9 protein-coding genes are annotated in these 13,944 nt (G+C 70.7%); all 9 read right to left on the reverse strand.

The annotated features are described in order from the left end of the window. Positions 1-14 precede the first annotated feature (14 nt). Positions 15-245: an acyl carrier protein gene (locus VDQ83_RS14455; RefSeq protein ID WP_263397239.1), complete on the reverse strand. Its 231-nt coding sequence runs from the start codon at positions 243-245 to the stop codon at positions 15-17. Positions 246-258: 13 nt separating this feature from the next. Continuing rightward, a complete protein-coding gene (locus VDQ83_RS14460; protein ID WP_455435467.1) occupies positions 259-1,839 on the reverse strand; it encodes an MBOAT family O-acyltransferase in 1,581 nt (526 codons plus the stop codon). Positions 1,840-1,852: 13 nt separating this feature from the next. Then, entirely contained in the window at positions 1,853-2,977 is a 1,125-nt protein-coding gene (locus tag VDQ83_RS14465; protein ID WP_455435468.1) for an alginate O-acetyltransferase AlgX-related protein, read from the reverse strand. A 4-nt stretch (positions 2,978-2,981) separates the two neighbouring features. Then, on the reverse strand, positions 2,982-4,004 hold the full coding sequence (locus VDQ83_RS14470) for an alginate O-acetyltransferase AlgX-related protein (RefSeq protein WP_455435469.1): 1,023 nt from the start codon (positions 4,002-4,004) through the stop codon (positions 2,982-2,984). A 17-nt stretch (positions 4,005-4,021) separates the two neighbouring features. Beyond that, complete coding sequence (locus VDQ83_RS14475) at positions 4,022-6,853, reverse strand: NfrA family protein (protein ID WP_455435470.1); 2,832 nt, start codon at positions 6,851-6,853, stop codon at positions 4,022-4,024. Then, positions 6,850-8,994 carry a glycosyl transferase family protein gene (locus VDQ83_RS14480; protein WP_455435471.1) on the reverse strand — a complete coding sequence of 715 codons (2,145 nt, stop codon included), beginning with the start codon at positions 8,992-8,994 and terminating at the stop codon, positions 6,850-6,852. The genes VDQ83_RS14475 and VDQ83_RS14480 overlap by 4 nt, the downstream gene beginning before the upstream one ends. Before the next feature lie 6 nt (positions 8,995-9,000). Beyond that, positions 9,001-11,220, reverse strand: a complete 2,220-nt coding sequence (locus tag VDQ83_RS14485) for a hypothetical protein (protein ID WP_455435472.1) — start codon at positions 11,218-11,220, stop codon at positions 9,001-9,003. Further along, on the reverse strand, positions 11,217-12,407 hold the full coding sequence (gene wecB, locus VDQ83_RS14490) for a non-hydrolyzing UDP-N-acetylglucosamine 2-epimerase (protein WP_455435473.1): 1,191 nt from the start codon (positions 12,405-12,407) through the stop codon (positions 11,217-11,219). The genes VDQ83_RS14485 and wecB overlap by 4 nt, the downstream gene beginning before the upstream one ends. A gap of 661 nt (positions 12,408-13,068) precedes the next feature. Then, positions 13,069-13,584: a peptide deformylase gene (def, locus tag VDQ83_RS14495; RefSeq protein WP_309916766.1), complete on the reverse strand. Its 516-nt coding sequence runs from the start codon at positions 13,582-13,584 to the stop codon at positions 13,069-13,071. Between the last annotated feature and the right edge of the window lie 360 nt (positions 13,585-13,944).

Raw genomic sequence — 13,944 nt, forward strand, 5'->3', positions numbered from 1 at the left:
GCTGGTGGCCCGGCTCAGCGCTGGTGCGCGGCGACGTAGTCGGCCAGCACCTGCACCGATTCGACCAGCGTGTCGATCTCGTCGATCGGCAGGGTCACGCCGAGGCGGTCCTTGACCTCGACCATCAGCTGCACCTTGGACATCGAATCGAACAGCGACTCCATGTATTCGTCGGGCTGCACGCGGGTGCCGATCACGCTCTCGACGATGTCGGTCAGCTGGGTCTGGAGGGTCTGCATGTCCATGGGGTTCACCTTGTCAGAACTGGAAATAGAGGAAACGCGATTCTTTGTGCAGGCTCGACAGGCACAGCGCGAGCAATGACAGCATCGCCAGCAGCCACGGCAGGTTCGGCTGCCAGCGCATCCACGCGCGCGGCGCCGGGCTCGGTTTGGCCAGCGCGGGCGAGTACACGCCCATGATCTGGTGCGCGTTGGGCGCCAGCCACACCACCGCCAGCAATCCGGCGATGTAGAGCAGCTGCAGGTGGTGGCCGGCCAGCAGGCGCCAGCCGTCGGCCGCGCCCATCCCGGCGACGTGACCGAGGTTGTCCAGGCTTTCCCAGCCGCGCAGGCCGGCCATGCCCTGCACCAGCTGCCACGCCGCGTGCACGCCGTCGGCGCGGAAGAACGCCTGCGCGAACAGCACCGCGACGAAGGTCAGCAGCAGGTAGCCGGCATGCTGCAGCGGGTTGAGCGTGCGCAGCGCCGCCGGCTTGCGCCCGCCCACGAAGATGCGCCAGGCGTGGTTGATCGCCAGGTAGGCGGCATGCAGCAGGCCGAAGATCAGGAACTGCAGGCCGGCGCCGTGCCAGATCCCGGCCAGGCCCATCGCCCACACCGTGGGCAGCACGATCATCGAGGCGAAGCCGCCGGCCGAGGCCACCGCGGCCGGGCCGGTGGCGCGCCCGTGGCGGGTGCGCCAGCGGGTCACCGCCATCGCCACCGGGTAGTACAGGTAGGCGGTGATGTAGCGGGTCAGGGTCATGTGCCAGCGCGCCCAGAAATCGATCACGCTGGTCGCCTTGTACGGCGAGTTGAAGTTGAGCGGGAAGCGGATGCCGAACATCCGCGCCAGGCCCAGCGCCATGTCCGAATAGCCGGAGAAATCGAAGTACAGCTGCAGCGCGTAGCTCAGCGCGGTGGCCCACGCGCCCCAGAACTGCACCTCGCCGGTGCTGGCGAAACCGGCGTCGGCGTACGGCGCGATGCTGTCGGCCAGCAGCACTTTCTTGGCCAGGCCGATCACGAACAGCATGCCGCCGACCGACAGGTTGTCGGCGTGGAAGCGGTAGGTCTCGCGCTTGCTGAACTGCGGCATCATCTCCTTGTGGTGGAGGATGGGGCCGGCGATCAGGTGCGGGAAGAAGGTCACGAACAGCACGTAGCTGAGCGGGCTGCGGTCGTTGACCACGCCGGCGCGGCAGTCCAGCAGGTAGCCGATCTGGGTGAAGGTGAAGAAGGAAATGCCCAGCGGCAGGATCAGCGCGTCCATCGGGCCGACGTTGAAACCCACGTCGTGGGCGAAGGTGACCATCGCTGCGAAATACTTGTAGTGCACCAGCAGCGCCAGGTCGGCGGCCACGCCCAGCGCGGTGACCAGCAGTTGCAGCCTGGGGCGCTTGGCCAGCGACAGGATCGCCAGGCTGACCAGGTAGTTGAACACGATCGAGCCGGCCAGCAGCACCACGAACTGCGGGTTCCACCAGCCGTAGAACACGATCGAGGCCACGCACAGCCATAGCGCGGCCAGGCGCGGCTGCAGCGCGCCGAGCAGGTAGTGCACGCCGAGTGCGACCGGCAGGAAGATCAGCAGGAACAGGAAGGAGTTGAACAGCATCGTCGGTCGGCGCTCAGTCGATCTCGGCCAGCGCCGCGCGTTCGCCGTCGGTCAGCGGCAGCGACAGGGCCATTTCGGAGAATTCCCAGATCACCAGCTTCAGGCTCGGCGGCCATTGCCTGCGTTGCGGCCAGGCCGCCAGCAACGCGCCGGAGAACTGGCCGCCGTCCAGGCTCTGGTTCCACACTTCGCGGCCGAGGGCGTGGCCCAGGCGTTCGCCGAACAGGCTGCGGCGCCCGTTGGAGCTGCCCAGCAGCAGCACCTCCACCGGCGGCGTGTCGTCGAGCAGGCCACCGCTGCGCAGCGGCGCGATGGTCTGCTGCGGCTCGCGGTCCAGCGCCGGGCGCCAGGCCGGCGGCGCGTGCTCCAGCCCGGCCAGCACGATCAGGTCGCCCATCCGCGGCGCCGGCGCGCCGGGCGCGCCGACCGCGAAGGCCTGCGCGCCGCGCCCGCCGAGCAGCGGCAACGCCGAGGCCGCCACCGCATCGGCAGCGCGCTGCGCGCCGATCCGGTTCATGTGCACGTCGGTGCGGAAAAACACCGGCGCGTCGCCGACCTGCAGCACCGGCAGCAGGTCGGTCGAGGCCACGCCGGCGGCGGCCAGCGCCTGTTGCCATTGCCCCAGCCGCGCGCGCATCGGCGCCGAATGGCGCAGGCCGCAGGTGTGCGCCTGCTCGATCCGCGACTTGTCCGGCACCGTCACCACCAGCAGTTGCACGCCCTGCGCCTGCAGCTGCCGCGCCCAATGCAGCATCAGCCGCACGCGCTGGGCGAACACCGCTTCGCCCGCGCCCGCCGGCGGACGCAAGCCGTCGCGGTAGAACAGCCAGCCCGGGCAGCCCAGCGCGACCTGCGGCCCGGCATCGCCGAGCAGCCGATAACGCAACGCCGCGCCGGCCAGGTCGGCCTGCGCCTGCAGCGGCAGCTTCAGCGCCTGGTTGATGGCGCGGCCGGCCTCGCCATCAGCCCAGCGCGCCGGCGCCAGCGACGCCGCCGGCGGCGGCGCGCGGCCCAGCATCCAGCCACCGGACAACAGCCCGGCGACCAGCAGCAGCAGCAGCACCACCGCGGTGACCACGTGCGCGCGCGCCGGGGCCGCCGCAGGCAGGGGCGCAGACGCGCCGGGACGTGCACTCATCGGCTTACTGTCCCAGGGCCTTGTGCAGGCGCGCCTGCCACTGCTGCGCGCTCATGATCGAGGCGTTGTCCCACTGTCCACGCGCATCCGGGCCCTGCCCATAGGACGGCTCGAACATCTGCCACACCAGTACCTGCGGCTTGGTCTTCTGGAACTCGGGCGATTCCAGGTATTCCAGCAGCATCACCCAGGGGCCGACGTTGCCGGGCTTCCAGTTCACCGACACCGGGCGATCGAGCAGGTTGGACAGCTTCTGCGGGAAGCCGAAATACGGCTGCACCATGCTGTGCCCGGTGACATGCAGCGGCGCCGGCGCATCGTCCAGCAGCGCCTGCTGATCGGACTGGCGGCGCACGGTGAAGGTGTCGCGGCCCACCGCCTTGCGCTGCGCGTCGGTCAGGAACAGTTCGGCCAGGTCGCCGAAGCGGCGCTCGGTGATCTCGCTGCCCAGGGCCATGCCGGTGCCGTCCTGGCCCTGCAGCCGCGGCACCTGCTGGCGGACCTGCGCGGCAACCGCCACGGCCACCGCGTCGGCGGCCGGCTGGGTCCAGTGCTGGTCGCTGCGGTAGAACACCTCCTTCCCGCCCTGCTTGACCTGGCGCAGCACCTGCAGCGCGTCCACCGCCGGCACCTGCGCCGTGCCCAGGCTGTCGTGGATCAGCGCATAGCGGCCGCGCACGGCATCGCTCATGCGCTTGCCGTCAGGCAGCTTGTCCTCGTAGAACAGGGCCTTGTCCGGCAGCACCAGCACGTCCAGGCGGACCCCGGCCGCCGCCAGCGCGGTGCGCGCCTCGGCGATCAGCGCGGTGTTGCGGTCGATCGCGGCGCCGTCGACCTCGGTCAGGCTGCCCCATCCGGGGAACAGCCAGCCGTCCTTGCCGACCATCACGATCGAGGAATCCTGCGCGGCGCCCGCGGCGGCAGGCGGCGCCTGGGCCAGCGCCGGCGCGGCGGCGAACGCACACAGCAGGCCCAGCCACAACGCGCGGGCATGCGCACGGGGGGACGGGAAGACGGCAGCGGTCATGGCGGTTCCTTGCATGATCAGTAGTAGAGGGTGGCGGTGGCGAACAGGCCCTTGGCGCGCTGGGTATCGCCGCCGCCGATGGCGAAGCGGTACTGCACGCTCAGGTCCAGCGAGGAGCGTGCGGCGTTGTAGTGGTCCTCGCGGAACCAGTAGCGCACGCCCAGACCCGGACCGGCGCCCAGCGACCAGCTGCGGTCGGTGTCGGACAGCGCGAACGCCTGCTTGCCGATCAGCGGATAGGCGATACCGCTGACCCGCGTGCGCTGGTCGAGCCAGTCCGCGCCCACCACCACCGACGGGGTCAGCACCCAGCGGGTCTGATCGGCGCCGAACCGGTAGCTGCGGCCCAGCCGCACTTCGGCGGCGGCGAACCATTGCGCGCGGTGCAGGCGGCCGTCGGAGTCGAGCAGGTTTTCGACCGGGGCGCCGGTGGCGTCCAGCCGGTCCACGCTGAAGCGCGCGCGGTTGTCGTCCCAGCTGTAGCCGGCCTGCGCATAGCCGCTCAGCGTCCACCACTGGTTCACGTCGGTGCGCACGCCGGTGCCCTGGTAGAAGCCGTAGGTCAGGTACGACATCCAGCCGCCGGCATCGCTGTCCAGGCGGTAGCGCGCCAGCGTGTTGACCTGCAGCGGCTGGTTCGAGTCGCGCTGGATGCGGCACTGGATCGCGGCCGAGTCCGGATAGACGCCGCCGTTGCGGGTGGCGGTGCCGAGGAACTGGCGGCGCTCGATGCCGGCGCTCAGGCCGGTGCGGCCGAACGCGTAGCGCACGCCGAACGATCCGATCGTGGAGGGCCAGCCGGCGATCGAGCGCGAGCGGCTCAGGCGCTCGGCCCGCGCGCGCGCGTCCTCGGTGGCTTCGCCGGTGCAAGGATCCACCGCGCGCACCGATTCGAACGTGCCGCCCTCGTCGTACAGCGTGTTGGCCATGCGTGCGTACGCTTCCAGCGTGCCATGGCGGTTGTTGAGCGCCTCGGGCCGCCAGAACGCCTCCACGGTGCCGAAGGCCGAATCGCCCGGAGTGCTGATCGCCGAACCGCCGAGGTTGGTCGCCGCCTGGCGCGCGCCGCGGTAGCCGGCCGAGGCGATCAGGCCCCATTCGCGCGACAGGTTGGCGATCGAACTGCGGGTGTTGTAGCGCTGCGCCTTGTCCAGCGGCAGCCGGCCCTGGTCGGCGCGGTCGATCGCGCTGCGCAGCAGCGCCACCGCCTGCGTGTTGTCGCCCTGCGCGGCGCTGGCATAGGCCTGGTCGAGCACCACGCTGGGCGGCGCCTTGCCGGTGGCTTCGGCCGCGCGGAAATCGTCCAGCGCCTGCGCCGGTTCGCCGATGCGCTGGTACAGATAGCCGCGCTGCATCAGCAGCCCCGCGTCGGCGGGGCGCTGGCCCAGCGCGCTGTCCAGGCGTTGCCGCGCCTGCGCCTGCTGGTCGCGATCGCCGGCGGCCAGCGCGGTGGTGAGCAGGTTCTGCAGGCTGGCGTTGTCCGGGCTCTCCTGCAGTGCGCGCTGCGCTTCGCGAATGGCCTCCTGGTAGTCCTGCCGTCCGTACGCGGCGTAGGCGCGTTGCGCGGCGCTGCCGCTGCCCTGCAGGTCGGCCGGGGTCAGTTCGCACTGGGTGCCGTAGGGCGTATCGCGGCATTGCTGGAACGGCGCCGGGTACGCCGCCAGGGTCAGCGTCGGGACCGCGCGCGCCTTGCGCAGCGCCTTCTCGCGCTGGGCGACGGCCTGGCCGATCTGCTGGCGCGCGGTGTCGTCCGCGTCGGCCAGCGGATCGGCCTGCAGCGGTTGCAGCAGGCGCGCGGCACGTTCGCGGTCGCCGGCGGCGATCGCCGCATCCACCGCCAGCAGGCGCACGTTGCGCTGCTGTTGCGCATCCAGCCAGTCCTGGCGCAGGGCGGCGTCGAAATCGGCGTTGGCCTCGGTGGTGCGCAACTGGCGCTGGCGCAGATACCCGCGCATGACCAGCGCCACGGTGTCTTCGCTGTCGTTGTCCAGAGCCTGGTCGGCGGTGTCCTCGGCGGCGGACAGTTGCCCGTCCAGCAGTTGCACGGTCATCAGCAGCAGGCGATGCGAGGCCACGTCCGGCGCGTACGCCACCGCTTGCCGGGCGAATCCGGCGGCCGCGCCGAAGTCCTGCGCGATCAACGCCTGGTAACCCTCCTGCGCCGGCTTGACCGCGCGCTGGCGGCCCAGCGCCACGCGCTTGGCCTGCAGGTCGGCGACATTCGGCGCGCCCAGCTGCACCGCCGTGGCGGCAGCGGCTTCGGCCTGTTCGAATTTCTGTTGCGCCTCCAGCGCGGCCACCCACAGGATCGCCCAGGCACCCTGCTGCGGCTGCTGGCGGAAGGCCTGTTCGGCCTTGTCCGCGGCCTCGGCCATGTGGTCGTTGTTGTAGGCGTCGTAGGCCTGGGTGGCCAGCGCGAAGGCGCGCTGGTAGGCCTGTTCGGCCGCGCTGGGGCGCGCGGTGGCGCGTGGCGCGGGTGCGCCGCCGGCGCGCGCGGAGGCGGAGGCCGCTGCCGGCGCCGACGCCGACGCCAGTCCCGGCAGCGCCGGATCGCGCAGTCCGTCGGCCAGCGCGCGGCGGGCCTGCGCGCGCGCTTCGTCGGCGCGGCCCAGCTTCTGCAGCGCGTAGATCTGCAGCAGGCGCAGGCGCGCCACGTCCGGGCGCAAGCGCGCCGCTTCGGCGGCCTCGCGGCTGGCGCGCTGGTAATCGCCGCGTGCGTAGGACGCGTAGGCGTCTTCGGCAATGCGGTAGGCGGCACCGGCCAGCGGCGGTTGCTGCGCATAGGCGGGGACGCTGCCCAGGCCGAGCAGGCCCAGCGCGATCACGGCCGAAAGCAAGGTGATTCTCATGCCTGCAGTTCTCCGCCGGCGCTGTATCGGGGTAGGCCGGCGCGGCGATGCTGCTCGCGCACGGCGGTGGCGATCGCCGCCTGGGTGGCGACGCCCTGCTTGACCAGGTGGTCGCCGATGCGGCCGTCGCGTTGCGGCTTGTATTCGTCGAGCACGCGCTCGAACTGGTCGCGCGCGATCAGGCGCATCTCCACCAACAGATCGCCCAGCAGCGGCACCGCGTCGATGCGGTAGCTTTCGCCGCTGATCAGGCGCAGGCCGGCATTGATTTCGCTTTCGCGCGCGATCGACTGCCTGAGCACGCTGGCGTGCGCGTCCTGCAGCAGCCGTTCCTGCTCGGCCTCGGACAGCGCGTTGGCCACCGCGACCGCCAGTTCGTCGGGCGCGTTAGGCGGCAGCGGCAACAGGCGCCACTGCACGCAGGCCTCGACCGACAGCGGGAACTGCCCGGCCTGCAGGTAGTCGACGTCGATCGCCGCGCGCGGCAGGTCGCCCTGGAAGGCGATGGCCTCGGCCAGGGTTTCGTCGTCCAGCCAGCCCTGCGCGACCAGGATCCGGCCCAGCGGCTGCTGGCGCCCGCCCTGCTGTTGCTGCAGCGCCTGCTGCAGGCGTTCGGGTTCGACCGCTTCCCAGGTGGCGAGCAGTTCGCCCAGGCGCCGGCGCGTGTGCACCAGCTGCGCGGCGGAGGGGAAATCGTGCATGGTCTTGTCCCACACCATGCGCTTGCCGAACAGCAGGTACAGCAGGAACATGCGCCAGGCGCGCGCGGTGGCCATGAAGTTGATCATGTTGCCGACCACCATGCGCGGGATCGACATCAGCGCATGTTCCCACCCGTACAGGCGGTTGACGAAGTAGAAGCGCTGCGCCACGCGCGTGACCAGCGCCGCGGTGGTCAGCAGCGCCACGTTCATCTGCCAGGTGCCGCTCTGGAAGATGGTCGGGAACTGGGTGCTCCACGCGCCGGTCATCTTGAGCACCCAGAACAGCAGCAGCTGCAGGAAGATCAGGTAGGCGAAGACGCTGATGAACGAGGTGACGATGCCCTTGCGGTCGCGCGCCAGCAGGTACTTGGTCGCCAGCGAACCGCGCCAGCCCAGCGTCTCCCAGCTCTGCAGGCCGATGCCCAGCACCCAGCGCGCCTTCTGCCGGTACGAGGCGCGGAAGTTGTCGGGGAAGTATTCGCGCACGCACAGCGCCATGCGCAGGGTGCGCTCGCGCACCGGGCCCCAGCCGAACCACGACGCGCGGCGCACGCGGAACTGCACCGGGAAGCGCGCGAAGATCGAGTGCATGCCCATCGCCGCCAAGCGCGCGCCGACGTCGTAGTCCTCGGTCAGGCTGTCGGTGTTGAACGGCTGGTTGCCGGTGGCCTCGCTCAGCGCCACCAGCGCCTTGCGCGAGAAACAGGTGCCCACGCCGGCCGAGGGCACCATGCCGGACACGCTTTCGCGCACCACCAGGTCCTTGGCGTGCCATTCGGCGAACTCGTCCATGTACACGCCGGCGACCAGTTCGTACCACTCGCGGTCCAGCGAGGTCACCGGCAGCTGGATCATGTCCTTGCGCGGCAGCAGGTAGTTGAAGAACCGCAGCTCCATCGGGTGCAGCACGTCTTCGCTGTCGTGCAGGACCACGCCGGCGAATTCGATGCCGTGGCGCTTCTCGTACTCGAAGATCGCCAGCACCAGCCAGTTCAGGCAGTCGGCCTTGCTGGTCGGGCCGTCGTGCGGCACCTCGATCCGGCGCATGCGCTTGTAGCGGCGGCACATGCGTTCCACTTCGGCGATGGTCTGCGGGTCGTTGGGATAGGTGCCGACGAAGATCACGTAGTCGTGGTAGTCGAGCACGTCGACCATGTTCTCGACCATCTGCCCGATCACGTCGTACTCGGCCCAGGCCGGCACCATGATCGCCAGCGTCTGTTCGGGCCGCTGCAGCAGGTCCTGCTGGGTCAGCGGCCGGTATTCGCTGCGCTGCTTGAGGATCAGGGTGCGCCAGATTTCGCGCACCCAGTACCAGGCATCGATGAACAGGTCGTCGAGGCTGGAGATCAGGATCACCACCGCCACCACCACTGCCGCCGTCTCCAGGAAGGCGTAGTAGTTGGCGAGGTGGATGTTCCAGTACAGGCCGTCCACAGGCGGTCAGTGCCCGGACTGGGCGGACTTGCGGCGGCGCCGGACCTGGGTCACGCGCGCGGCCAGCAGCATGAACACGATCACCCCGACCAGCACCAGCAGCCACACCATGTGCTGCTGCCACAGCGGCTGCGGGTCGGCCTGCTCGGCCAGCTGCGCGCCGGTCGGATCCTGGCCGTCGAAGTCCTGCACCAGGCCGCGCGCATCCAGCAACGCGAGGTTGCCGCGGATCAGCCGGAACGGCGCGTCGATCTGCGGCCCCTGCGCGCCCAGCTCGCGGTAGATCACGCCGGTATTGGCGCCGCTGCCGACCACTTCGACCAGTGCCGCGCGGTCGAGCCCGGCCACGTCCAGCAGCACCTTGTCGCCCGGGCCGGACACCACCAGCTTGCCGTCGCGCAGCGCACCGCTCTGCGCCAGGCCCTGCGGGGCCAGCACGAAGCTGAGGTAGGCGCCGTTCGGCGCGATCGCCGTCTTCGCATCGCCGAGCTTGAGCGTGGCGGTCGTCGGCGAGGCGCCGGTCGCGCTGGCGAGGTGGATCACCTTGGCCAGCGTCGCCGGCGCATCCTGCAGCCAGCTCGAGGGCACGAACACGTCGTGCGGGCCGGCCAGCTGCGCGGCCGCGCCGACGAAATCGCCGCCGAGGCTGCGGTCGGCCAGGCGGATATGGCTGCTGGGCAGCACCGACACCGGATAGCCGGTGGCCGGATCGTGGCAGTACGGGCGTGCCGGCTGGCGCAGGAAGCTGATCCGCACCTGGTTGCGCGCGGCCAGCGCGTAGCTCGGCACCTTGGCGACCAGGCGCTGCGGCTTGCCGTCGCTGTTGAGCACCTTGGCGCCCACCAGGTAGTCGTTGAAGAAGATCGAGGCGACCGCGCCCTGCCCGGCCGGGTTCGGCGCGGCGGACACGTCGATCACCACCTCGCTGGGCAGGCGTCCGTCGCTGGACAGCGCGCCCAGGTCGAAGCTGGCGGTGCGATCGCCGCGCGCGACGATGTCCAGGGTCCCGGACATGCTGCCGAGCCGGTTGAGCAGCACCACGTTCTTGTCGGCCGGCGGCTGCAGCGCCTCGCCGACCCGCAGCGAGCGGCCCAGCGCATAGGCGCGCCACTGCTCGGTCAACAGGCCGGCGACCTTGGCGCCGGCACCGGTGGCGACCAGCAGGGTCGGCCGTCCGCCGATCAGGGCGACCTGCACCGAGGCCTTGTCGGCCGCCTGTTCGAATCCGGCCATGTCGGCCTTGCGCCATGCGGCGAACGCACCGGCCGCGTCCGGCGACGCCGCGCCGACCTCGCTGGCCAGCGCATCCAGCGCGGCGCGCACGCCGGCGCGCAGCGGATCGCTCAGCACCGCCACGTCCACCGCCAGCGGACCGGCATCGCCCAGCGACAGCAGCGCGCCGACCTCGGCCAGGCTGCCGATGCGGTGGTTGGCGCTGCCGTCGGCCAGCGCCGCGTAGGCGGGAATGGCGGCCAGGCTGGCCGGGATCGCCAACCCGCGCAGGTCCACGGTGGTGCCCACCGCCGGCAGCGCGACCACGTCCACGCGCTTGCCGCCGTTCTCCAGCGCCGTGCCCACGCGCCACGCGGCGTCGTAGCTTTCCACGCTGGTGGCGCGGCCATCCACCAGCAGCCGCACCTTGGCCGGCAACGCGCCCCAGGCCTTGGCCACGGTGTCGATTGCGCGGCCGTCGAAGCGGTAGCTGAAGCGCGAATCCGGCGACAGCCGCAGCACGTTGGCCGGCGCGCTCTGGTCGGCGCACTCGTACTCGGAGACCACCGACCACCAGCCCACGCCGAAGCGCACGAAGCCGCTGGGGCGGGCGAACCCGTCGATGCCGATCAGCTGGCTGGCGTCGCCCTGCGCGTCGGTGATCGACCGCGCCGACACCGGGTCGCCGTCGATCGACAGCAGGCTGGAGGTGCGTCCGGTATGCCCGCGCAGGTAACGCGCATCGACCTGCAACTGCGCATCGCGGGTGGGCACGCCGGCCGGCACCGGCAGGTAGATCTCGCGCTGGCTTTCCTGGCCGCTGAGCACCAGCGGCTGGGCAAAGCCGAGCTCGCGCAGCGTCATCGAGCGCTGCACGGTGGTGTCGCCGGCCCACTCGCCGAACTGGCCGGCGACGGAGTCGGCGGCGGCAGCGGGGTTCAGCGGCGCCAGCAGGACCAAGGCCAGCGGCACTACCTTGGGAAAGCGTGCGGTACGACGTCGGGTCTGGGTCATGGCATCGATTCTGAAAGAGGGAAGTTGGAAACCGCCGCGGCACGGCCGGGGACGCATGGGTCGAACGGGTCGAACGGCAGGCCGCGCAATGCGGCCACGATCCGCGCCGATGCGCGGCCATCGCCATACGGGCTGGCGTCGGGAAGGAACTGCGCGGGCCGCACCGGCTGCTCGCAGGCGGCAGCGACCGCGGCCACGATCCGCGCCGGATCGGTGCCGACCAGGGTGACCACGCCGGCCTGGACTGCTTCGGGGCGCTCGGTGACGTCGCGCATCACCAGCACCGGCCGGCCCAGCGCCGGCGCTTCTTCCTGCACCCCACCGGAATCGGTCAGCACCACGTGCGCGCGCTGCATCAGGCGCACGAAGGCGAGGTAGTCCTGCGGCGCGATCAGGTGCACGTTGTCCAGCCCGCCCAGCTGCGCGTGCACCGGGCCCTGCACGTTCGGATTCAGGTGCACCGGGTAGACGATCTGCAGGTCGCGGCGCTGCGCCAGTTCCGCCAGCGCCTGGCAGATGTTGGCGAAGCCGTCGCCGAAGCTCTCGCGGCGGTGCCCGGTGACCAGCAGCAGCTTGCGCTCCGGCACCAGGAACGGGAACTGCGCATCGACCGCACCGCGCAGCGCGGCATCCTGCTCGAGCCGGCCGACGGTCTGTTGCAGCGCATCGATCACGGTGTTGCCGGTGACGCTGATGCGCCCGGACAGGTTTTCCTGCTGCAGGTTGCCGCGCGCGCTGTCGGTGGGCGCGAACAGGTGGTCGGCGACCACGTCGATCACCCGCCGGTTCATCTCTTCCGGCCAGGGCTGCTGCAGGTTGCCGGTGCGCAGGCCCGCTTCGACGTGGCCGACCGGGATGCGCCGGTGGAAGGCGGCCAGTGCCGCGGTCATTGCGGTACTGGTATCGCCGTGCACCAGCACGCGGTCCGGCTGCACCTGCGCGTACAGGGCGTCGAGCTTGTCGAACAGCCGCGAACACAATCCATTCAGGGTCTGGTTCGCTACCATGACGTCCAGATCGTGGTCCGGCCGGATCGCGAACAGCGACAGCACCTGGTCCAGCATCGCCCGATGCTGGCCGGTGATGCAGACCAGGGAGTCGATGCCCGGCGCGGCGTGCAGCGCACGGACCAGCGGCCCCATCTTGATGGCTTCAGGGCGCGTACCAAAAACGGAAAGAACCTTCACCAACCCGCTCCATGTGGTATCAATAGCGTGATGCTCGTCACACTATAGCCCGTCAGGCGAGGGCGCGCCACCCGGTGCCGCCTCGCGCAGGTTCCCTGGGCGTTCGATGCAGGTGCTTCCCGGGGTGGATCTTTCGTGGTTTTCGATGGTTTTCACGGGAGAAGCCGCCACTTGCTCATCCGGACCGGCTGGGATGACGCCGTCGTAGACAGATGCGTTGGCGGCGGAGCGGCATCCCGGCCGGGAGCGACGCCCGCCAAACGCGGCGGGGTTTTTCGAAGCGTCGGATGCGCGCCAAGCCCCCCCTACCTGGCTCCTTGCATCGTCTAAAGCCGCACTGCGCACGCCATCGCATGTGCGGCGGCCTGACCATAACCGATCGCCATGGGCCAACTTTCGAAGTCCTTGCACCCACGCATACCGACGTGGCGGCACTTTCGAAGCGCCGGGCGCGCGAGCAATCCCACCTGGCTGCTTGCATCGTCGAGATCAGCACTGCGCGCGCCGTCGCAAGATGGGGCCGGCCCGTAGCCGGTCGCCACGGTCCGACCTTCCAAGTCCTTGCACCCGCACATGCCCAGGAGCGCGTGGTCTGTGCGCGTAGCGATGCGCTGGACGGCAGGCGCGTGCACCTACGGCCAGGTGGGCTCAGGAAGCGGCGCTACAGCTCGTAGGACAGCACGTCCTCGAAGCCGAACTTGCCGAAGTCGCGGATCCGCGACGGGTACAGCCGGCCGATCAGGTGATCGTGCTCGTGCTGCACCACCCGCGCATGGAAGCCTTCGGCCTCGCACACCACCGCGGCGCCGTCCGGGTCCATGCCGCGGTAGCGGATATGGCGATAGCGCGGGATCACCGCACGCAGCCCGGGGATGGACAGGCAGCCCTCCCAGCCGTCCTCCAGTTCGTCGGACAGCGGCTCGATCTGCACGTTGGCCAACGCGGTGCGCGGCACCGGCGGCGCGTCCGGATAGCGCGCATTGCTGTCGAAGCCGAACACCATCAGCTGCAGATCCACCGCGATCTGCGGCGCGGCCAGGCCGACCCCGCGCGCGGCATCCATGGTCTCGAACATGTCGGCGACCAGCGCACGCAACTCCGCGCTGCCGAAGGTGTCGACCGGCTGCGCGATGCGCAGCAGGCGCGGGTCGCCCATACGGATGATGTCGCGGATCATGGCCTGCTCCTGTCGCCGATGCGGCCGATTATCCGCCGACCTGCGCATCCCTGCAGCCTTGGCGGCGCGCGCGAGCAGCAGCGAGCGCGTCATTGCCGATGCAGTCGGGGCTGAAGCCCCTCCCACAGTGCACCCAGCCGGCCATCCGCAAGCCCACTGTAGGAAGCGACTTCAGTCGCGGCGAACGAAGCCGTGGGCCTAACGGCGACGGATGGTGTCGGGGCTGAAGCCCCTCCTACAGTGCACCCAGCCAGCCATCCGCAAGCCCACTGTGGGAGCGACTTGAGTCGCGACGAACGAAGCCGTGGGCCTGACGGCGACGGATGGTGTCGGGGCTGAAGCCCCTCCTACAGTGCACCC

It is taken from the genome of Xanthomonas sp. WHRI 7945 (assembly GCF_035026585.1).

What these genes read in the sequence shown, in the direction of transcription:
- VDQ83_RS14455 (WP_263397239.1), bottom strand. Translation starts at nt 245, where the DNA reads ATGGACATGCAGACCCTCCAGACCCAGCTGACCGACATCGTCGAGAGC.
- def (WP_309916766.1), bottom strand. Translation starts at nt 13,584, where the DNA reads ATGATCCGCGACATCATCCGTATGGGCGACCCGCGCCTGCTGCGCATC.
- VDQ83_RS14465 (WP_455435468.1), bottom strand. Translation starts at nt 2,977, where the DNA reads ATGAGTGCACGTCCCGGCGCGTCTGCGCCCCTGCCTGCGGCGGCCCCG.
- VDQ83_RS14475 (WP_455435470.1), bottom strand. Translation starts at nt 6,853, where the DNA reads ATGAGAATCACCTTGCTTTCGGCCGTGATCGCGCTGGGCCTGCTCGGC.
- VDQ83_RS14460 (WP_455435467.1), bottom strand. Translation starts at nt 1,839, where the DNA reads ATGCTGTTCAACTCCTTCCTGTTCCTGCTGATCTTCCTGCCGGTCGCA.
- VDQ83_RS14470 (WP_455435469.1), bottom strand. Translation starts at nt 4,004, where the DNA reads ATGACCGCTGCCGTCTTCCCGTCCCCCCGTGCGCATGCCCGCGCGTTG.
- VDQ83_RS14485 (WP_455435472.1), bottom strand. Translation starts at nt 11,220, where the DNA reads ATGACCCAGACCCGACGTCGTACCGCACGCTTTCCCAAGGTAGTGCCG.